This window comes from Pseudomonas sp. (assembly GCF_049590575.1).
Lineage (GTDB): Bacteria > Pseudomonadota > Gammaproteobacteria > Pseudomonadales > Pseudomonadaceae > Aquipseudomonas.
The window spans coordinates 1-17,929 of sequence record NZ_JBAWDE010000218.1 but is presented as its reverse complement, the minus strand read 5'-3'; the positions used below and the strand labels follow the sequence as shown (position 1 = coordinate 17,929).

Below are 17,929 nucleotides of genomic sequence, written 5' to 3'. Positions count from 1 at the left end.
TAAGTGAGTAAGCACCATGAGCCTTTCCCTTCGTGACCAGTTGCTCAAAGCAGGTCTGGTCAACCAAAAGCAGGCCAAGCAGGTCGGCAAAGAGAAACAGAAGCAGCAGCGCCTGGTCCACAAGGGCCAGATCGAGGCCGATGACACCCAGGCACGCCTGGCTGCCGAGGCGCACGCCGAAAAGGTCAAGCGCGACCAGGAGCTGAACCGCCAGCAGCAGGAAAAAGCCGAGGCCAAGGCCCGTACGGCCCAGGTCAAGCAATTGATCGAAACCTCGCGCCTGCCCAAGCTGACCACCGAGGACTACTACAACTTCGTGGATGACAAGAAGGTCAAGCGCCTGTCGGTCAACACGCTGATGCGTAACAAGCTGAGCAACGGCTCCCTGGCGATCGTGCACCATGGTGGCGGCTACGAGGTGATCCCGCGTGAAGCGGCGCTGAAGATCCAGGAGCGCGCACCCGAGCGCATCGTGCAGCTCAACATTCTCACCGAGAGCCAAGTGCCGGATGAAGATGATCCGTACGCCGCGTACCAGATCCCGGATGATCTGATGTGGTAAGGCTGTAGAAACTAAAAACCCCGCTCAAAAGGCGGGGTTTTTATTGGCAGGCACTCCAGCTGCTGTGTGGGGCTGGGTGCCTACCCAATTTCAGCGTTTCAGGAGCTCTGCGCCTGGCGTTTCATCTCAAGCGACTCGAGCTCGTTTTTATAATTATGAGCGTCGCTCTCGTTGTGAAACATGCCGACCAGCAAGTCTTGTTGATGTACATCCCAGATGTGAATCCCATGGCCCAAGGCTTCGTGGGACATATGTTCGTCGTCGCGTTCAGTTACTTTTACAGTCATCTGCTTGCTCCAATCTCTGGTGGGGTCTGCGGCAAGTCGTCGCAGGCCTTTGTTATATGTTTTGTTAGCTTGCTAAGTAAACCGTTTTTCCACGCAACAATTCATTGCAGCAAACGCAACAGTCGCGCAGCCCGCATAAACCGCGACATTGCGTCGCAGGGCGCTGAGTTTTATGACAAAAGTTTCATGTTGGCGTAAGGCTTCAGCTTCGTATTGACCGGACCGCCGCTATCGGGGGCAAGCCCCCTCCCACACTTGAAATGCATTCCAAATGTGGGAGGGGGCTTGCCCCCGATAGCGGTAGAAACCTCACATCAAAACCAGCAGGCGAAAAAAAGCCCCGCATTCAGCGAGGCTCCTTTTTGACTCATCAGCGCATCAGCTACCTTTGACAGCCTTGCCGTCAACGGTGCCGTCTTGCAGCATGATGTTGTATTCCTTGCCGTCGGTCTCAACCTGGCGCAGGGCCACGAGGATGCCGCCCTGGTCCTTGGCAAACCACATCTGGGTGATGCGCTTGCTCTGCGTCGGGTCACGCACGCGCTCAACCTTGATCGCGTCGATGGAGCCGACCTTGGTCTGGACCTTTTCCGGGCCGATCACGCGGAAGTCGTAGGTGTCGACGTCAGTGCCTTCCACCACGTTGTAGCTCATGCTTTTCTTGCCGGCCGCGACATCACGCTGCAGCGCCAACTGGTAGGTCGATTTGTCGAGCATGCCGCTTTGCAGGGCGACGTTGACCGGGTCTTTGTTTTCAAAACCGGTGACTTTCTTGGTCGCCTGGTCGAAGTCCAGGTTGATCTTCTTGGCCTTGCCCAGGCCACCGCGTTCGAAGGTGTAGCTCTTGGGTTGCAGGGTGTCCTTGTCAAACAGGATCACGCTGGTTTCGGTGAGGCTGGCGATCATCATGGAAGCCTTGAAATTCAAGGTCCAGGAGCCATCGCCATTCTTGGCCAGGCTGCGTTCGGCCGAACCACTCATGGGCAACTGTTTCCAGTCGGCGGTGTAGCTGACGGAGAAAGGGTGTAGGTCTGCTGCTTGCACGGCAGGCAAGGCGAACAGCGCAAAAGCGAAGAGCAAGGCGCGACGCATAAAATCTCCTAGGTTCGAATCAAGTGGCCGCTGGCCGCGAGTAACTGACCGTCCAATAATGCACCTTGGTCGCCAAGAATCAACCGGCCCTCGGCAAACCAGCGAACAGCCAGTGGGTAAATCCTGTGTTCCTGGGTATGAACCCGTTGCGCAAGGGTCTGCGCCGAGTCCTCAGACTCTACCGGAACCACAGCCTGTACGACCAGAGGCCCGCCATCGAGTTCCTCGGTGACAAAGTGCACGCTGCAGCCATGCTCGGTGTCGCCGGCCTCGAGGGCGCGCTGGTGAGTGTGTAACCCTTTGTATTTGGGCAGCAGGGACGGGTGGATATTCAGCAGGCGTCCCTGGTAATGCCGCACGAAATCAGCGCTGAGAATGCGCATGAAACCGGCGAGGACGACGAGCTTGGGGTTGAAGGCGTCGATCAGTTCGATCAAGGCGCGGTCGAAGGCCTCGCGGCCTTCGAAAGCCTTGTGATCCAGCGAGCGGGTGTCGATACCCGCGTCCCTGGCGCGTTGCAGGCCGTAGGCGTCGCTGCGGTTGGAGATCACCGCGGCGATGCGCACCGGGCTGTCGCCGGTGCGCGTGCTGTCGATCAGGGCCTGCAAGTTACTGCCGGTGCCGGAGAGCAGCACCACGACATCACAGGTCTGAGGCATCAGTGAGCCTTGAGGTTCTTCAGTTCAACCTGCGCCGCGCCTTCCGCAGCGGTGGCGATCTGGCCGATGACCCAAGGCTGTTCGCCGGCTTCACGCAGGACGTTCAGCGCGGTTTCAACGTGCTCTTGAGCCACGCAGATGACCATGCCCACGCCGCAGTTCAGCACGCGGTGCATCTCGGTTTCGTTGACGTTGCCTTTCTCTTGCAGCCAATCGAACACGGCAGGGCGAGTCCAGCTGGCCACGTCGACAATCGCCTGGGCGCCTTTTGGCAGGACGCGCGGGATGTTGTCGAGCAGGCCGCCACCGGTGATGTGGGCCATGGCCTTGACGGCGCCAGTGTCCTTGATCAGCTTGAGCAGTGGCTTGACGTAGATGCGCGTCGGGGCCATCAGCAGGTCGGTCAGCGGCTTGCCGTCGAGCTGGATGTTTTCGATGTCGGCGCCGGACACTTCGATGATCTTGCGGATCAGCGAGTAGCCGTTGGAGTGCGGGCCGGAGGATGGCAGGGCCAGCAGGGCGTCACCGGCAGCGACTTTGGAACCGTCGATGATCTCGGCTTTTTCCACAACGCCGACGCAGAAGCCGGCCAGGTCGTAGTCTTCGCCTTCGTACATGCCTGGCATTTCAGCGGTTTCGCCGCCGACCAGGGAGCAACCCGACAGTTCGCAGCCGGCGCCGATGCCGGTCACGACCTGGGTAGCGGTCTCGACGTTGAGCTTGCCGGTGGCGTAGTAGTCCAGGAAGAACAGCGGCTCGGCGCCGCACACCACCAGGTCGTTGACGCACATGGCGACCAGGTCGATGCCGATGCTGTCGTGCTTGTTCAGGTTCAGCGCCAGGCGCAGCTTGGTGCCCACGCCGTCGGTGCCGGAGACCAGCACAGGCTGTTTGTAGCCGGCCGGGATTTCGCAGAGGGCGCCAAAACCGCCCAGGCCGCCCATGACTTCGGGGCGCGCAGTGCGCTTGGCGACGCTCTTGATGCGTTCGACCAATGCTTCACCGGCGTCGATGTCTACACCGGCGTCCTTGTAGCTCAGGGAGGGTTGCTTGCTCATGATCCAGGCCTTTAGGGGGGATTCAGGGGTAACGACCGAGCGGGCAGGCGCTTTTGGTAAAAGGCCCAGCCGTTGACGGTCTGCGAAGGCGCGCGATTTTATCAGGCTTGAGGGGCAGCGGCCATCCTCGGGCCGACGGGCAGGGCCATATAGGTTAAAAAGCCGGTTAAAAAAATGCTCATCGAGCCTGCCATCGCGCGTATTAAGGTATAGCCTTTAACCCGCTATCGTTTTGACATTGCGAAAACTTACCGGGACCCCGTGAATGTTTTAGTTGTCGCCGTGGTCACAGCCTGGCTATACCGATTTCACGCGGTCTGTTCCAGCCGCTAAATTTGTCGTTCGGGAATCTTCCATGCGTCTGTGTAATTTCTTTTTTGTAGGCTGCTTATCGTTGGTCAGCCTGGCGAGTCATGCCGAAACCCTCAATGGTCTTTATCAAGTGCTTGAACCGGTCAGCAGCCAGTCGCCGCAAGAGCGCGACCAGGCCACCCAGCGCGCCGTGCAAACCCTGGTGATCCGCCTCACCGGCGACGCCAAGGCCGCCGACGGCCCGGGCCTGGCGGCGATTCGCAAGGACCCGCAGCAAATCATCAGCCAGTACGGCTACGACGCCGGCCCGCCGGAAAGCCTGCAAGTGGATTTCGACCCGGTCAGCACCGATCGCGCGTTGCGTGGCGCCGGCCTGTCGATCTGGGGCAGCAATCGCCCGTCGATCCTGGGCTGGTGGCTGAACGACTCCACCGAAGGCAGCAGCCTGGTGGGCGATGGCCAAACCGTCGCGGCAGCGCTGCGCCGTGCCGCGCAACACCGTGGCTTGCCGTTGCGCCTGCCATTGGGCGACCTGGATGAACAAGTGGTCGCCACCGCCCCGAATCTGGAAAGTGCCGACGCCACGCCATTGCGCGCGGCCTCCGAGCGCTACGGCGCCGATGCCTTGCTTGCCGTGCATGCGCGCCAGGAAGGCAACCAATGGCAGGCCAAATGGCGCCTGTGGCTGGGTGACAAGAGCGAGCAGGGCACCGCCCAAGGCGCGGACACCGCCGCCGTGGCCGATGCTGTGTTGCTGGCCGTCAGCCAGAAATTGGCGCCGCGCTTTGCGGTCAAGCCTGGTGTGAGCGCCGAGCAGTTGCTGGAAGTGCAGGGCATGACGCTGGAGCGCTATGCCGCGTTGGGCCATCTGCTGGAGCCGTTCGGTGGTCAGCCGCAGTGGGTCGATGGCAATCGCATCGTGTATCGCGTGAACGGCAGTGCCGAGCAGTTGCGTACTCAGTTGAGCCTGGCCAAGTTGCAGGAGGTGCCGGCAGGCGAAGCGCCGGCCCAGCAACCGGTGGTCGATGGCACGCAGCCGGCGGTGGCACCTGAACCGCAGGCGCAGCTGCGTTTTCGTTGGTAATCGTTCTTCCTATATATAGAAGCAAAGACTGATGGAGTGGTTTATGGCGGATACGCGTCGTTGGGTGTGGCTTGGCGGGATTGTCCTGCTGTGCGTGTTTGTGTTCTTGCTGCATTCGATCCTGACGCCGTTCCTGGTGGCGTTACTGCTCGCTTATCTGTTCGATCCCGTGGTGGATCGCCTGGAGAAAGCCGGCCTGTCGCGCACCTTGGGTGTGGTGGCGGTGTTTGCCTTGTTCACGTTGATCATCACGGCCTTGGTGCTGGTGCTGGTGCCGATGCTGGCCAAGCAACTGTTGCGTCTGTACGAGCTGGCACCGCAAATGCTCGATTGGCTGCAGCACACGGCAATGCCGTGGGCCCAGGCCAAGCTGGGGCTGGCGGACGGCTTCTGGAAGTTCGACAAGGTCAAGGCTGCGATCAGCGAGCATATGGGCCAGACCACCGATATCGTCGGGGTGGTGCTCAGCCAGGCCACGGCCTCCAGCCTCGCGTTGATCGGCTGGCTGACCAACCTGGTGCTGATCCCGGTGGTGGCGTTCTACCTGTTGCGTGACTGGGACGTGATGATGGCGAAGATCCGCAGCCTGCTGCCGCGTGACCGTGAAGAGCGTATCGTCTCCCTGGCGCAAGAGTGCCATGAAGTGCTGGGGGCTTTCGTGCGTGGCCAGTTGCTGGTGATGCTGGCCCTAGGCGTCATCTACGCGGCAGGCTTGATGGCGATCGGCCTGGAGCTGGGCCTGTTGATCGGCCTGATCGCCGGCCTGGCTGCCATCGTGCCGTATATGGGCTTCGTGATCGGTATCGGCGCGGCGTTGGTGGCGGGGTTGTTCCAGTTTGGCGGCGACCTGTACCCGATGCTCGGGATTGTCGCGGTATTCATGGTGGGCCAGGCCCTGGAAGGCATGGTGCTCACGCCATTGCTGGTAGGCGACCGGATTGGCCTGCACCCGGTGGCGGTGATCTTTGCGATCCTGGCGGGCGGTGAGTTGTTTGGCTTTACCGGCATCCTGCTGGCGCTGCCGGTGGCGGCGGTGATCATGGTGCTGGTGCGCCACGTGCACGATCTGTACAAGGATTCGGATGTGTATACGGGGGTTGAAGACCCGGATTTGTAATCTGTTCATCACAAACCCGGCCAAGGCCGGGTTTGTTGTTTCTCGGCGTGGGTGTCAAACAATTTGCGCAAATCCAACAAGTTAACGCAAACCTTTGATTTTGCTTGTGGTCTGCTGCATTGTGCGCCCGGCGTCACGGGTATAAACTTTGCAAACTTTACACAGAGGCCACTAACGGTTCGTTTGGAGCCGTTCAGCCAGCATGAAACCGATTCAGCTGCCCTTAGGTGTGCGTCTGCGTGATGACGCTACCTTTATCAATTACTACCCAGGCGCCAATGCCGCTGCACTCGGCTATGTCGAGCGGCTCTGCGAAGCCGACGCCGGGTGGACCGAAAGCCTGATCTATCTGTGGGGCAAGCACGGCGTAGGGCGTACTCACCTGTTGCAGGCAGCGTGCCTGCGTTTCGAACAGATGGGCGAGCCGGCGGTTTACCTGCCACTGGCCGAGCTGATGGACCGTGGGATCGGCATCTTCGACCACCTTGAGCAGTACGAGCTGGTATGCCTGGACGACCTGCAGGCGATTGCCGGCAAGGCAGAGTGGGAAGAGGCGCTGTTTCATCTGTTCAACCGCTTGCGTGACAGCGGCCGGCGCCTGCTGATTGCAGCGTCCACCTCGCCACGCGAATTGCCGGTAAAGCTGGCTGACCTCAAGTCGCGCCTGACCCTGGCGCTGATCTTCCAGATGCGGCCCTTGTCCGACGAAGACAAATTGCGCGCCCTGCAGTTACGCGCATCGCGTCGCGGCCTGCACCTCACCGACGAGGTGGGGCACTTTATCCTCACCCGTGGCACCCGCAGCATGAGCGCGTTGTTCGATTTGCTCGAACAGCTCGATCAGGCCTCGCTGCAAGCGCAACGAAAATTGACGATCCCTTTCTTGAAAGAGACTTTGGGTTGGTAAGTTGTTGAATTTGTAGGATTCGGCAATTTACAGGCGTCAGAAAACCTGCGTTTGAGCCAGCCTGGCTACGCATTTGAAGCTAAAAATGGAATTACGGCTTAGATGTCATAGTCCAATCGCGAAGTCACATAGATCACGATTGAATTTGCAAATCGATGTGATAGTGGGCATAGTCTCGACTTCTTTACATACCAGCCACGGTCGTGCCCATGCTAAATCGCTTCGCACCCCTCGTGCCTCTCGCACTCGTTACCCTGTTGTTTGGTTGCGCCTCCCACCCTCAACAGGTGGCAGAACAGCAAAAACCACAGGTTCAAAATCAGGCAAAATTCGTTGCGGCGCAGTCTTCCACTGTTTATGAGGAAGAAGTTGCAACCGAGAAAGAACTGGCCAGCTTTGGCGGCAACAAGCCTTACCAGCTTCCAGTTCTGGCCGACAGCATCCTCGAACGCGGCATGTCCCTGATCGGTACCCGTTACCGTTTCGGCGGCACCTCCGAAGCCGGTTTCGACTGCAGCGGTTTCATCGGCTACCTGTTTCGTGAAGAAGCTGGCATGAACCTGCCACGCTCCACTCGCGAAATGATCAACGTGAATGCACCGTTGGTCGCGCGCAACAACCTCAAGCCCGGTGATCTGCTTTTCTTCAGTACAGCGGGTCGTGGTCGTGTCAGCCATGCCGGTATCTACCTGGGCGATAACCAGTTTATCCACTCCAGCAGCCGTCGCAGTGGCGGTGTTCGAGTCGACAACCTGGGTGACAGCTACTGGAGCAAAACCTTCATCGAAGCCAAGCGTGCACTCGCCATGGCCCCGACTACGGTTACCGCTAGCAAGTAAACTTAAAGTGATACTTGAAGTTTGACGTGTAAGCGCTAGAATCCCTGGACATTGTTGTAATCCGTTCGCGCGAGCTTTGCTTGCGCGTTCTGGTTTTCAGCGTTCGGCAGCGAAAGCCGCATCCAGACCAGGATTGTTCTGCACATGTCGACCTCGGCCCGTCTGTTTCTTATTCTTTGCGCCGCGCTGCTCAGCGCCTGTGCAAGTCGTCCACCGCCGCCCGCGCCTGTCGCGGTCAAGCCTAAGCCGGTGTTCAACTATTCCACCCAGAATTTCTCGCCTGCTGCCGAAGACGTGCTCTTCCGCGCGCTGGGCCTGGTCGGCACGCCTTACCGTTGGGGTGGCAATACGCCGGACTCGGGTTTCGATTGCAGTGGCCTGATCGGCTTTGTATTCCGCGATGCTGCCGGGATTTCCCTGCCGCGTACCACGCGTGAACTGATCGTGATGCGCGCCCAGGATGTGAGCGAGCAAAACCTGCAAACCGGCGACCTGCTGTTCTTCGCCACCGGCGGCGGCTCGCAGGTCAGCCACGCCGGGATCTACGTGGGGGAAGGCCGCTTTGTACACGCGCCGCAAACCGGCGGTACGGTGAAGCTGGATACCTTGTCCAAAGCCTATTGGCAGAATGCTTACCTCAGCGCCAAGCGTGTGCTGCCAGCGAATCTGGCGCGCAATCCCTGAGTAGATAGAGATGCACAGGTGGGAGCGGGCTTGCCCGTGAAGGCGGATTGCCAGTCGATAGAGTTGTGACTGACACCGCATTCGCGAGCAAGCCCGCTCCCACAGTGTTTTGTGGCGTGCTTGAGCTGAGTTATTTAGCCGCCGAAACCCGCCACACCTTGTTCCCCACATCATCCGCCACCAGCAAATCCCCTTGCTGATCAATCACCACGCCCACCGGCCGGCCCATGGCTTTCTCATCCTTGTCGAGGAACCCGGTCAGCACGTCCACCGGTTGCCCTTTAGGCTGCCCACCCTCGAACGGTACGAAAATTACCTTGTAGCCGCTGTGCGGTTTGCGGTTCCACGAACCATGCTGGCCGATAAACGCGCCGTTGCTGAACTGCGCCGGGAGTTTACTGCCCTCGGCAAACGTCAGCCCGAGGGACGCCGTGTGCGGGCCCACTGCGTAGTCCGGCGCGATGGCCTTGGCCACCAGGTCCAGGTTCTGCGGTGTCACGCGCACATCCACATGCTGGCCGTAATAGCTGAAGGGCCAGCCGTAGAACGCGCCATCCTTGACCGAGGTGATGTAGTCGGGCACCAAGTCACTGCCGATTTCATCGCGCTCGTTCACCGCGGTCCACAGCTTGCCGCTTTGCGGCTCCCAGGCCATGCCGTTGGGGTTGCGCAGGCCTGAGGCGAAAATGCGGTGCTCGCCGCTGGCGCGGTCGACTTCCCAGATAGCCGCCCGGCCTTGTTCCGCTTCAAGGCCGTTTTCGCCGACGTTGCTGTTGGAGCCGACGCTCACATACAGCTTGCTGCCGTCCTTGCTGGCCACCACGTTCTTGGTCCAGTGGTGGTTAATGCTGCCGCCGGGCAGGTCGACGACTTTGGTGCCGGCTTGCTTGATCGCGGTTTCACCCGGCTGATAGGGAAAGCGCAGCAGTTTGTCCGAGTCGGCCACGTACAGGTCGTTACCGACCAGCGTCATGCCAAACGGCGAGTTGAGGTTTTCCAGGAATACCGTGCGGGTCTCGGCCACGCCGTCATGGTCGGCATCGCGCAGCAGGGTGATGCGGTTCGGGCTCGGGACGCCGGCACCGGCGCGGCCCATGACCTTCTCCATGACCCAGCCACGAATGCCCTTGGAATCGTCGGGTTTAGGCGGCGCATTGGTTTCCGCCACCAGCACGTCGCCATTGGGCAGCACATACAGCCAGCGCGGATGATCCAGGCCCTCCGCGAACGCTGCCACTTGGGTGCCGACGGCGGCCGTTGGCTTGGCGCCGTCGGGCCAGCCGATGGCCGGGGCGATGTTCACGGTGGGGATCAGGGTCTTGTTCGGTTCCGGCAGCTTGGGCGAGGGCCCGGTGCCATCGGCGACCTGCAGGGTAGAGCTTTCACCGCAGGCGGCGAGGGTGCCGGCGAGCATGATGAGTAGGGCGAGTCTGGTTTTATGCATGGTGTTCTCCTTGATACCTGTAAGGGTAGAGGAGGGCGGCGGTGCGATGGTTCAAGTCCAGGGCCAGCTTTAATTGACGCTCCACCCCCAACCCACTAACCTTCGCGGCTTGTTCCAGGTGCTCTGTGACCCATGGGTCGACAGAGTGAAACAGGGAAGCCGGTGAGTGAGCGCACTTGTACACAGTGCTGCCGCGATTCCGGCGCTGCCCCCGCAACGGTAAATGAGTCAACACGGCGCCTTTTGCCACTGTATCCAGGTGATATGGGAAGGCGCGCCGTCGGCCTGCTCGCTCTAGAAAGCAAGCGCCACTCATGAGCCCGGAGACCGGCCTGGTTCATCCAACAGCATCACGGTGGGCGATGCTTGGCTGTCTGTTTTTTCCTTTTTCCTGCCCGCCGTTTTTGTCCAGCCCCAACGGAGCGCTGCCATGACTGATTCCCCCGACCGCGACGACCGCCACCTGGCGCGCATGCTGCGCAAAAAAGCCGTGATCGACGAGCGTATCGCCAACTCCCCCAACGAATGCGGCCTGCTGCTGGTGCTGACCGGCAACGGCAAAGGCAAAAGCAGCTCGGCGTTCGGCATGCTTGCCCGGGCCATGGGCCACGGCATGCAGTGCGGCGTGGTGCAATTCATCAAAGGGCGCAACAGCACTGGCGAGGAGTTGTTTTTCCGCCGTTTCCCCGAGCAAGTCCGCTTTCACGTGATGGGCGAAGGCTTCACCTGGGAAACCCAGGACCGCCAGCGCGACATCGCCGCCGCCGAAGCAGCCTGGGCGGTTTCGCGTGAATTGCTGCAAGAACCGTCGATAGGCCTGGTGGTGCTGGACGAGCTGAACATCGCCCTCAAGCACGGCTACCTCGACCTGGACCAGGTGCTCAGCGACCTGCAAGCCCGCCCGCCGATGCAGCACGTGGTGGTCACTGGCCGTGGCGCCAAGCCTGAATTGATTGAAATGGGCGACACCGTCACCGAAATGGGCATGCTCAAGCACGCGTTCCAGGCCGGTATCAAGGCACAGAAGGGCGTCGAACTTTGAACCCGTCCCGTCATTGCCCGGCCGTGTTGATCGCCGCACCGGCGTCCGGCCAGGGCAAAACCACGGTCACCGCCGCGCTTGCCCGTTTGCACCGCAACCTGGGGCGCAAAGTGCGCGTGTTCAAATGCGGGCCGGACTTTCTTGACCCGATGATTCACGAGCGCGCCAGCGGTGCACCGGTGTATCAATTGGACATGTGGATGGTCGGCGAGCAAGAGAGCCGCCGCTTGCTGTGGGAAGCGGCGGGGGAGGCCGACCTGATCCTGATCGAAGGCGTGATGGGCCTGTTCGACGGCACGCCATCGAGTGCGGACCTGGCGCGGCACTTCGGCGTACCGGTGCTGGGCGTGATCGACGGCACGGCCATGGCCCAGACCTTCGGTGCCCTGGCCCTGGGCCTGGCGCGTTATCAGCCGGACCTGCCATTTGCCGGGGTGCTGGCCAACCGCGTTGGCACCCTGCGCCACGCGCAACTGCTGGAAGGCAGCCTGACCGAAGGCCTGCGTTGGTACGGCGCGCTGTCCCGAGAGACCGGCATCGAATTGCCCAGCCGCCACCTTGGCCTGGTGCAGGCGAGTGAGCTGAACGACCTCGACGTGCGCCTGGACGCCGCCGCCCAGGCCCTGGGCAGCAGTTGTGAAGTCGCAGTGCCGCCACCGGTGACCTTCGCCGCGCCTGAAGTGATCGCGGCCGAACCGTTGCTGGCCGGTGTGCGCATTGCCGTGGCCCGTGACGAAGCGTTTGCCTTCACCTACGGCGCCAGCCTCGACCTGTTGCGGGCGATGGGCGCCGAGTTGCATTTCTTCTCGCCGATCCACGACCGTGAATTGCCCGACGCCGACAGCCTGTACCTGCCCGGCGGTTACCCGGAACTGCACCACCAGGCGCTGTCGGAAAACACCTCGATGCTCGCCGCCATCCGTGCCCATCACGCGGCCGGCAAACCCTTGCTCGCCGAATGCGGCGGCATGCTCTACCTGCTCGATTCGCTGACCGACGTCGACGGCAAACGCGCTGAACTGGTCGGTCTGCTGCAAGGCCATGCGGTGATGCAAAAGAAGCTCGCGGCCTTGGCCTTGCAAAGCGTCGAACTGCCGGAAGGCGTGTTGCGCGGGCACACTTATCACCATTCCCTGACCAGTACCGAATGGCAGCCGATTGCCCGTGGCCTCAGCCCGAATGGCGGGCGCGGTGCCGAGGCGGTGTATCGCCAGGGGCGGATGACGGCGTCCTACGTGCACTTTTATTTTCCGTCCAATCCGCGGGCGATCGCCGCGCTGTTTGCGCCAGACCTCGAGCAAGTCCTGCACCATGACTGACAATGCTTTTCCCCAAGCCGACCGCGACGCCGTCTACCGCGCCATCGCCGAACGCCGCGACATGCGTCACTTCAGCGGCGGCAGTGTCGCGCCCGAATTGCTGCACCGCGTGCTCCAGGCCGCGCACCAGGCGCCCAGCGTCGGTTTGATGCAACCGTGGCGGTTTATCCGCATCAGCGACCGCCAATTGCGTGGGCAGATTCAGCAACTGGTGGAAGAAGAGCGCGTACGCACCGCCGAGGCCTTGGGCGAACGGTCCGATGAATTCATGAAGCTCAAGGTCGAAGGCATCCACGACTGCGCCGAAGTGCTGGTGGCGGCGCTGATGGACGACCGTGAGCGGCACATCTTCGGGCGCCGCACCTTGCCGGAAATGGACATGGCCTCGCTGTCCTGTGCGATCCAGAATCTATGGCTGGCAGCCCGCGTCGAAGGGCTGGGCATGGGCTGGGTCTCGCTGTTCGAGCCCCAGGCGCTGGCCGACCTGCTGGGCCTGCCGCCCGGCGCGAAACCCCTGGCGGTGTTGTGCCTGGGGCCTGTCGCCGAGTTCTACCCGGCACCGATGTTGCAGCTCGAAGGCTGGACCGAACCGCGGCCGTTGAGTGACATGTTGTATGAGAATGTGTGGGGAGTGAGTCAATGAGTGTGGCCTTGCTGTGTGTCGCTGCGGTGGCGCTGGATGCGCTGCTGGGTGAGCCCAGGCGCTGGCATCCGCTGGTGGCGTTCGGCAATTTTGCCGGGCGCATCGAGCAACGTTTCAATACCGGTGGCCGCGGCTGGCGCAGCCATGGCGTGACCGCGTGGGTGATCGCCGTGGTGCCGTTGACCCTGCTGGCCACCGCCTTGTCGTGGGCGCCGTATATCGGCTGGGTGCTGGAGATCCTCGCGCTGTACTTGGCGTTGGGTATGCGCAGCCTTGGCGAACACGTGATTCCGGTGGCCCAGGCGCTGCGCAGCGATGACCTGGAAGAAGCGCGCAAACGCGTGAGCTACCTGGTCAGCCGCCAGACCAGCGAGCTGGACCGCACCGAAGTCGCACGCGCGGCCACCGAATCGGTGCTGGAAAACGGCAGCGATGCGGTGTTCGCCGCGATTTTCTGGTTTGTGGTCGCCGGTGTGCCGGGCGTGGTGCTCTACCGCCTGAGCAACACCCTCGACGCGATGTGGGGCTATCGCAACGAACGCTTCGAACGCTTCGGCTGGGCCGCGGCAAAAATCGACGATGTGCTGAACTACATTCCTGCACGCCTGGTGGCATTGACCTACGCCGTGCTCGGTAAAACCCGCCTGGCGATCAGGTGCTGGCGCACCCAGGGCCCGACCTGGGACAGCCCCAACGCTGGGCCGGTCATGGCGTCCGGTGCCGGGGCGCTGGGTGTCGAGCTGGGGGGCGCGGCGATCTATCACGGCGAAGTGCACCAGCGCCCGCCACTGGGCGAAGGCCCGGCGGCGGACGCCGACGCCATCGACCGGGGCTGGCAACTGGTGCAGCGCGGCGTATGGTTATGGCTGCTGATCCTATGTGCGGGGGCGCAATTCTATGCTTGAACACGGTGGCCGGCTGCGCAAGGCAGCGATCCAGTACGGGATTGCCGAAGCCGATTGGCTCGACCTGTCCAGCGGCCTTGCGCCGTGGCCATGGCCGATCCCCGAGATCCCGCTGCGCGCCTGGGCGCGCTTGCCGGAAACCGACGACGGCCTGGAACAAGCCGCCAGCGACTATTACGGCGCCGCGCACGTGTTGCCGGTAGCCGGCTCCCAGGCGGCGATCCAGTTGCTGCCGCGCCTGCGCCGCGCGGGCAAGGTCGGCGTGTTGTCGCCGTGTTACGCCGAGCACGCGGAAGCCTGGCGCCGTGCCGGTTATGTGGTGCGCGAGGTGCAGGAGCAGGAAGTCGATTTCTTCCTTGATGGCCTCGACGTGCTGGTAGTCGTCAACCCTAACAACCCCACTGGCCTGAGCCTGCCCCCGCAACGCCTGCTCGACTGGCACACCCGCCTGGCGCAGCGCGGCGGCTGGCTGGTGGTCGACGAAGCCTTTATGGACGTGACCCCGCTATTGAGCCTGGCAAGCCAGGCGCATCAGGTCGGGCTGATTGTGTTGCGCTCGTTCGGCAAGTTCTTCGGCCTGGCCGGGGTGCGGCTGGGCTTTGTGCTGGCCGAACGCAAGCTGCTCAAGTTGCTCGCCGAGCAGGTCGGGCCCTGGGCGGTCAGCGGGCCGACACGGGTGCTTGGCCAGGTATGCCTGCGCGATACGGCCGGGCAAGCGCGGCAGCGCGCGCGCTGCATCGAGGCCGGCCAGCGCTTGTTCACGTTGCTTGAACGCCATGGTTTTCAACCCCACGGCGGCTGCGCCTTGTTCCAATGGTTGATCACCCCGCATGCCGAGCGCATGCACGAATTCATGGCCCAGCGCGGCATTCTGCTGCGCCTGTTTGTTCACGACAGCAGCCTGCGCTTCGGCCTGCCGGACACCGAAGCCGACTGGCTGCGCCTCGACGCAGCGCTGGGCGCTTATAAGGAAGCGGCATGAGTACGCTGATGGTGCAAGGCACCACCTCCGATGCGGGTAAAAGCACGTTAGTGACCGCGTTGTGCCGCTGGCTGGTGCGCCAGGGCGTGGCGGTGGCGCCGTTCAAGCCGCAGAACATGGCGCTCAACAGCGCCGTGACCGCCGAAGGTGGCGAGATCGGCCGCGCCCAGGCGGTGCAGGCCCAGGCCGCCAACCTGGCGCCGCACACCGACATGAACCCGGTGTTGCTCAAACCCAACAGCGACACCGGTTCCCAAGTAATCATCCACGGCCGCGCCGTGACCAGCATGAACGCCGTGGCCTACCACGACTACAAAGCCATCGCCATGCAGGCGGTACTGGCCTCCCACGCGCGGTTGAGCGCGGCCTACCCGGTGGTGATGGTCGAAGGCGCGGGCTCCCCGGCGGAGATCAACCTGCGCGCCAATGACATTGCCAATATGGGCTTCGCCGAGGCGGTGGACTGCCCTGTATTGCTGATCGCCGACATCAATCGCGGCGGCGTATTCGCGCACCTGGTCGGCACCCTGGAGCTGCTGTCCCCCAGCGAACAGGCGCGGGTCAAAGGTTTCATCATCAACCGTTTTCGCGGCGATATCGCGCTGTTGCAGCCGGGCCTGGACTGGCTCGAAGCACGCACCGGCAAACCGGTGGTGGGCGTGTTGCCCTACGTGATGGACCTGCATCTGGAAGCCGAAGACGGCATCGACCGACGCCAGACCGACAAGGCCGCACAGGTGCTCAAGGTCGTGGTGCCAGTGTTGCCGCGCATCAGCAACCATACGGATTTCGACCCGCTGCGCCTGCATCCCCAGGTGGATTTGCAGTTCATCGGGCCGGGCCAGCCGATTCCGGCAGCCGACCTGATCATTCTGCCGGGCTCGAAAAGCGTGCGCAGTGACCTCGCGTATCTGCGCGCCAATGGCTGGGACACCGCCGTGGCGCGGCATTTGCGTTATGGCGGCAAGGTGCTGGGGATTTGTGGCGGGCTGCAGATGCTCGGCGAGCAGGTGCATGACCCGCTGGGGCTGGAAGGGGCCGCTGGGTCGAGCGACGGCCTGGGGCTGCTGGCGTTCAGCACGACATTGGAAGAAGAGAAGCAACTGCGCAATGTGCGCGGGCGTTTGTTGCTCGAGGATGCTGAGGTCAGCGGGTATGAGATTCATGCAGGCGTGACGTCCGGCGATGCATTGTCTCGAGCGGCGGTGGTTTTGGACGATGGCCGCAGTGACGGTGCGCAAAGTGCGGACGGGCAGATTCTCGGCACGTATCTGCATGGTCTGTTCGAGACCCCGGCGGCGTGCAGCGCGTTGCTGCGCTGGGCCGGGTTGCAGGCTGTGCAGGAAGTGGATTACCACGCATTGCGCGAACGCGACATCGAGCGCCTGGCGGATTTGGTGGAGAACCATCTGGATACGCAGTTGTTGCGCGAACTATGTGGGATTTGAAGGTGTGCACACGATCCAAGTGTGGGAGCGGGCGCACCTCAATTTATCGACTGGCCGAAAAAGGTGCCTTCCCATGTATCAGTTGATCCTCGGCGGCGCCCGTTCCGGCAAAAGTCGCCTGGCGGAAAAGCTCGCCGCCGATAGCGCGTTGCCCGTCATCTATATCGCCACCAGCCAGCCGCTGGATGGCGAGATGAATGCGCGTGTCGCCTTGCATCGCGAGCGTCGCCCCGAGCATTGGGGCTTGATCGAAGAGCCCGTCGAACTGGCGCGGGTACTGCGCGAAAACGCGGCGACCGGTCACTGCCTGTTGGTGGATTGCCTGACCCTGTGGCTGACCAACCTGCTGATGCTCGAAGACGCCGAACGGCTGGCCTTCGAGCGCGATCAATTGCTGGAAACCCTGGCCGTGTTGCCGGGGGAGATTATTTTTGTCAGCAACGAGACCGGTCTGGGTGTCGTGCCGCTGGGCGAATTGACTCGCCGCTATGTGGATGAAGCCGGTTGGCTGCATCAAGCCTTGGCCGAGCGGTGTCAGCGTGTTGTCCTGACGGTTGCCGGCCTGCCCCTGACTTTGAAAGGTACTGCGTTATGACTGACACCTGGTGGCTCAACCTTTGTAAGGCGATCGACGCACAAGCGTACGAAAACGCACTGGCGCGCCAGCAGCAATTGACTAAACCTGCCGGTTCTCTGGGTCAGCTGGAAACCCTGGCGGTGCAGTTGGCCGGCCTGCAGGGCCGGGTCAAACCCTCGGTCGACCAGGTGTGGATTGCGATCTTTGCCGGTGACCACGGGGTGGTGGCGGAGGGTGTATCCGCCTATCCCCAGGCAGTGACCGGGCAGATGCTGCTCAACTTTGTCAGCGGCGGTGCGGCCATCAGTGTGTTGGCGCGGCAGCTGGATGCGCAGTTGGAAGTGGTCGATCTTGGCACTGTGACTCCGTCTCTGGACTTGCCCGGTGTGCGCCACTTGAACATCGGCGCGGGCACGGCGAATTTCGTCAACGGCCCGGCCATGACCGAAGCGCAGGGGCGGTTGGCCCTGCACGCCGGACGTGACAGCGTGTTGCGCGCCCGGGAAAGCGGCGCGCAGCTGTTTATTGGCGGCGAGATGGGCATCGGCAACACCACCGCCGCCAGTGCGCTGGCGTGTGCGTTGCTGGGGTGCCAGGTCAGTGACCTCACCGGGCCGGGCACGGGGCTGAACGCCGAGGGTGTCAGCCATAAAGTGGCGGTGATCGAGCGCGCGCTGGCCTTGCACGCCGCCCAGCGTGGGGATGCGCTGCACACCCTGTTCAATCTCGGCGGTTTTGAAATTGCGGCCCTGGTGGGTGCTTATCTGGCCTGCGCTCAGGAAGGCATTGTGGTGCTGGTGGATGGGTTTATCTGCACCGTTGCCGCGTTGGTCGCCACGCGCTTGAACCCGGCTTGTCACGCGTGGTTGATGTTCGGCCATCGGGGCGCCGAGCCTGGCCATCGCCATGTGCTGCAAAGCCTCGACGCGCAGCCGCTGCTGGAACTTGGCCTGCGCCTGGGCGAAGGC

At 62.3% G+C, this 17,929-nt stretch carries 19 protein-coding genes and 1 riboswitch; of the genes, 14 read left to right on the top strand and 5 right to left on the bottom strand.

All coding sequences use genetic code 11. The annotated features are described in order from the left end of the window. The first annotated feature begins 16 nt into the window (after positions 1-16). A complete protein-coding gene (locus WBR57_RS14470; RefSeq protein WP_028617375.1) occupies positions 17-562 on the top strand; it encodes a DUF2058 domain-containing protein in 546 nt (181 codons plus the stop codon). 98 nt (positions 563-660) lie between these two features. On the opposite strand, the gene WBR57_RS14465 is transcribed toward WBR57_RS14470, so the two are convergent. From WBR57_RS14465 to purM, 4 genes are all read right to left on the bottom strand, one after another. Beyond that, on the bottom strand, positions 661-849 hold the full coding sequence (locus tag WBR57_RS14465) for a hypothetical protein (protein ID WP_003175379.1): 189 nt from the start codon (positions 847-849) through the stop codon (positions 661-663). Positions 850-1,227: 378 nt separating this feature from the next. Beyond that, positions 1,228-1,941 carry a DUF3108 domain-containing protein gene (locus WBR57_RS14460; protein WP_424084399.1) on the bottom strand — a complete coding sequence of 238 codons (714 nt, stop codon included), beginning with the start codon at positions 1,939-1,941 and terminating at the stop codon, positions 1,228-1,230. Positions 1,942-1,949: 8 nt separating this feature from the next. After that, on the bottom strand, positions 1,950-2,600 hold the full coding sequence (gene purN, locus WBR57_RS14455) for a phosphoribosylglycinamide formyltransferase (RefSeq protein ID WP_424084398.1): 651 nt from the start codon (positions 2,598-2,600) through the stop codon (positions 1,950-1,952). Beyond that, positions 2,600-3,658 (bottom strand): phosphoribosylformylglycinamidine cyclo-ligase, encoded by a 1,059-nt coding sequence (purM, locus tag WBR57_RS14450; protein ID WP_424084397.1) that lies wholly within the window; start codon positions 3,656-3,658, stop codon positions 2,600-2,602. Before purM ends, purN begins: the two co-directional genes overlap by 1 nt. A gap of 355 nt (positions 3,659-4,013) precedes the next feature. Here purM and WBR57_RS14445 point away from each other — a divergent pair, with 355 nt between their 5' ends. The 5 genes from WBR57_RS14445 (at position 4,014) to WBR57_RS14425 (ending at position 8,601) form a co-directional block, all read left to right on the top strand. After that, positions 4,014-5,054 (top strand): DUF2066 domain-containing protein, encoded by a 1,041-nt coding sequence (locus WBR57_RS14445; RefSeq protein ID WP_424084396.1) that lies wholly within the window; start codon positions 4,014-4,016, stop codon positions 5,052-5,054. Positions 5,055-5,097: 43 nt separating this feature from the next. Beyond that, positions 5,098-6,171, top strand: coding sequence for an AI-2E family transporter (locus WBR57_RS14440; protein WP_424084395.1), 1,074 nt, complete (start codon positions 5,098-5,100; stop codon positions 6,169-6,171). A gap of 202 nt (positions 6,172-6,373) precedes the next feature. Continuing rightward, the gene (hda, locus tag WBR57_RS14435; RefSeq protein WP_058422138.1) at positions 6,374-7,078 is read left to right on the top strand and encodes a DnaA regulatory inactivator Hda; all 705 of its coding nucleotides are present in this window, start codon (positions 6,374-6,376) and stop codon (positions 7,076-7,078) included. 209 nt (positions 7,079-7,287) lie between these two features. Further along, positions 7,288-7,917 carry a C40 family peptidase gene (locus WBR57_RS14430; protein WP_424084394.1) on the top strand — a complete coding sequence of 210 codons (630 nt, stop codon included), beginning with the start codon at positions 7,288-7,290 and terminating at the stop codon, positions 7,915-7,917. A gap of 144 nt (positions 7,918-8,061) precedes the next feature. Beyond that, a complete protein-coding gene (locus WBR57_RS14425) occupies positions 8,062-8,601 on the top strand; it encodes a C40 family peptidase (protein ID WP_424084393.1) in 540 nt (179 codons plus the stop codon). 130 nt (positions 8,602-8,731) lie between these two features. Here the strand turns inward: WBR57_RS14425 and WBR57_RS14420 are convergent, their stop codons facing one another. Next, positions 8,732-10,045, bottom strand: coding sequence for a PQQ-dependent sugar dehydrogenase (locus tag WBR57_RS14420; RefSeq protein WP_424084392.1), 1,314 nt, complete (start codon positions 10,043-10,045; stop codon positions 8,732-8,734). A gap of 99 nt (positions 10,046-10,144) precedes the next feature. Next, positions 10,145-10,395: riboswitch (cobalamin riboswitch) on the top strand. Between the two features lie 80 nt (positions 10,396-10,475). Here WBR57_RS14420 and cobO point away from each other — a divergent pair. The 8 genes from cobO to cobT form a co-directional block, all read left to right on the top strand. Continuing rightward, on the top strand, positions 10,476-11,087 hold the full coding sequence (gene cobO, locus WBR57_RS14415) for a cob(I)yrinic acid a,c-diamide adenosyltransferase (protein ID WP_424084391.1): 612 nt from the start codon (positions 10,476-10,478) through the stop codon (positions 11,085-11,087). Next, on the top strand, positions 11,084-12,406 hold the full coding sequence (locus tag WBR57_RS14410) for a cobyrinate a,c-diamide synthase (protein WP_424084390.1): 1,323 nt from the start codon (positions 11,084-11,086) through the stop codon (positions 12,404-12,406). The genes cobO and WBR57_RS14410 overlap by 4 nt, the downstream gene beginning before the upstream one ends. Continuing rightward, positions 12,399-13,049: a 5,6-dimethylbenzimidazole synthase gene (gene bluB, locus WBR57_RS14405; protein ID WP_424084389.1), complete on the top strand. Its 651-nt coding sequence runs from the start codon at positions 12,399-12,401 to the stop codon at positions 13,047-13,049. The genes WBR57_RS14410 and bluB overlap by 8 nt, the downstream gene beginning before the upstream one ends. Further along, positions 13,046-13,954, top strand: coding sequence for an adenosylcobinamide-phosphate synthase CbiB (cbiB, locus tag WBR57_RS14400; protein ID WP_424084388.1), 909 nt, complete (start codon positions 13,046-13,048; stop codon positions 13,952-13,954). The genes bluB and cbiB overlap by 4 nt, the downstream gene beginning before the upstream one ends. Beyond that, entirely contained in the window at positions 13,947-14,936 is a 990-nt protein-coding gene (gene cobD, locus WBR57_RS14395; protein WP_424084387.1) for a threonine-phosphate decarboxylase CobD, read from the top strand. Before cbiB ends, cobD begins: the two co-directional genes overlap by 8 nt. Next, complete coding sequence (locus tag WBR57_RS14390; RefSeq protein ID WP_424084386.1) at positions 14,933-16,384, top strand: cobyric acid synthase; 1,452 nt, start codon at positions 14,933-14,935, stop codon at positions 16,382-16,384. Before cobD ends, WBR57_RS14390 begins: the two co-directional genes overlap by 4 nt. Before the next feature lie 73 nt (positions 16,385-16,457). Further along, positions 16,458-16,979, top strand: coding sequence for a bifunctional adenosylcobinamide kinase/adenosylcobinamide-phosphate guanylyltransferase (cobU, locus tag WBR57_RS14385; protein ID WP_424084385.1), 522 nt, complete (start codon positions 16,458-16,460; stop codon positions 16,977-16,979). Continuing rightward, on the top strand, positions 16,976-17,929 hold a 954-nt coding region (gene cobT / locus WBR57_RS14380; RefSeq protein ID WP_424084384.1), incomplete at its 3' end, for a nicotinate-nucleotide--dimethylbenzimidazole phosphoribosyltransferase. The genes cobU and cobT, both read left to right, overlap by 4 nt.

Bases quoted from the DNA above. Each gene is read 5' to 3' on its own strand.
- WBR57_RS14460 (WP_424084399.1), bottom strand. From the start codon at position 1,941: ATGCGTCGCGCCTTGCTCTTCGCTTTTGCGCTGTTCGCCTTGCCTGCC.
- purN (WP_424084398.1), bottom strand. From the start codon at position 2,600: ATGCCTCAGACCTGTGATGTCGTGGTGCTGCTCTCCGGCACCGGCAGT.
- WBR57_RS14420 (WP_424084392.1), bottom strand. From the start codon at position 10,045: ATGCATAAAACCAGACTCGCCCTACTCATCATGCTCGCCGGCACCCTC.
- WBR57_RS14390 (WP_424084386.1), top strand. From the start codon at position 14,933: ATGAGTACGCTGATGGTGCAAGGCACCACCTCCGATGCGGGTAAAAGC.
- cobO (WP_424084391.1), top strand. From the start codon at position 10,476: ATGACTGATTCCCCCGACCGCGACGACCGCCACCTGGCGCGCATGCTG.
- purM (WP_424084397.1), bottom strand. From the start codon at position 3,658: ATGAGCAAGCAACCCTCCCTGAGCTACAAGGACGCCGGTGTAGACATC.
- cobD (WP_424084387.1), top strand. From the start codon at position 13,947: ATGCTTGAACACGGTGGCCGGCTGCGCAAGGCAGCGATCCAGTACGGG.
- hda (WP_058422138.1), top strand. From the start codon at position 6,374: ATGAAACCGATTCAGCTGCCCTTAGGTGTGCGTCTGCGTGATGACGCT.
- bluB (WP_424084389.1), top strand. From the start codon at position 12,399: ATGACTGACAATGCTTTTCCCCAAGCCGACCGCGACGCCGTCTACCGC.
- WBR57_RS14445 (WP_424084396.1), top strand. From the start codon at position 4,014: ATGCGTCTGTGTAATTTCTTTTTTGTAGGCTGCTTATCGTTGGTCAGC.
- cobU (WP_424084385.1), top strand. From the start codon at position 16,458: ATGTATCAGTTGATCCTCGGCGGCGCCCGTTCCGGCAAAAGTCGCCTG.
- cbiB (WP_424084388.1), top strand. From the start codon at position 13,046: ATGAGTGTGGCCTTGCTGTGTGTCGCTGCGGTGGCGCTGGATGCGCTG.
- WBR57_RS14470 (WP_028617375.1), top strand. From the start codon at position 17: ATGAGCCTTTCCCTTCGTGACCAGTTGCTCAAAGCAGGTCTGGTCAAC.
- WBR57_RS14430 (WP_424084394.1), top strand. From the start codon at position 7,288: ATGCTAAATCGCTTCGCACCCCTCGTGCCTCTCGCACTCGTTACCCTG.
- WBR57_RS14465 (WP_003175379.1), bottom strand. From the start codon at position 849: ATGACTGTAAAAGTAACTGAACGCGACGACGAACATATGTCCCACGAA.
- WBR57_RS14425 (WP_424084393.1), top strand. From the start codon at position 8,062: ATGTCGACCTCGGCCCGTCTGTTTCTTATTCTTTGCGCCGCGCTGCTC.
- WBR57_RS14440 (WP_424084395.1), top strand. From the start codon at position 5,098: ATGGCGGATACGCGTCGTTGGGTGTGGCTTGGCGGGATTGTCCTGCTG.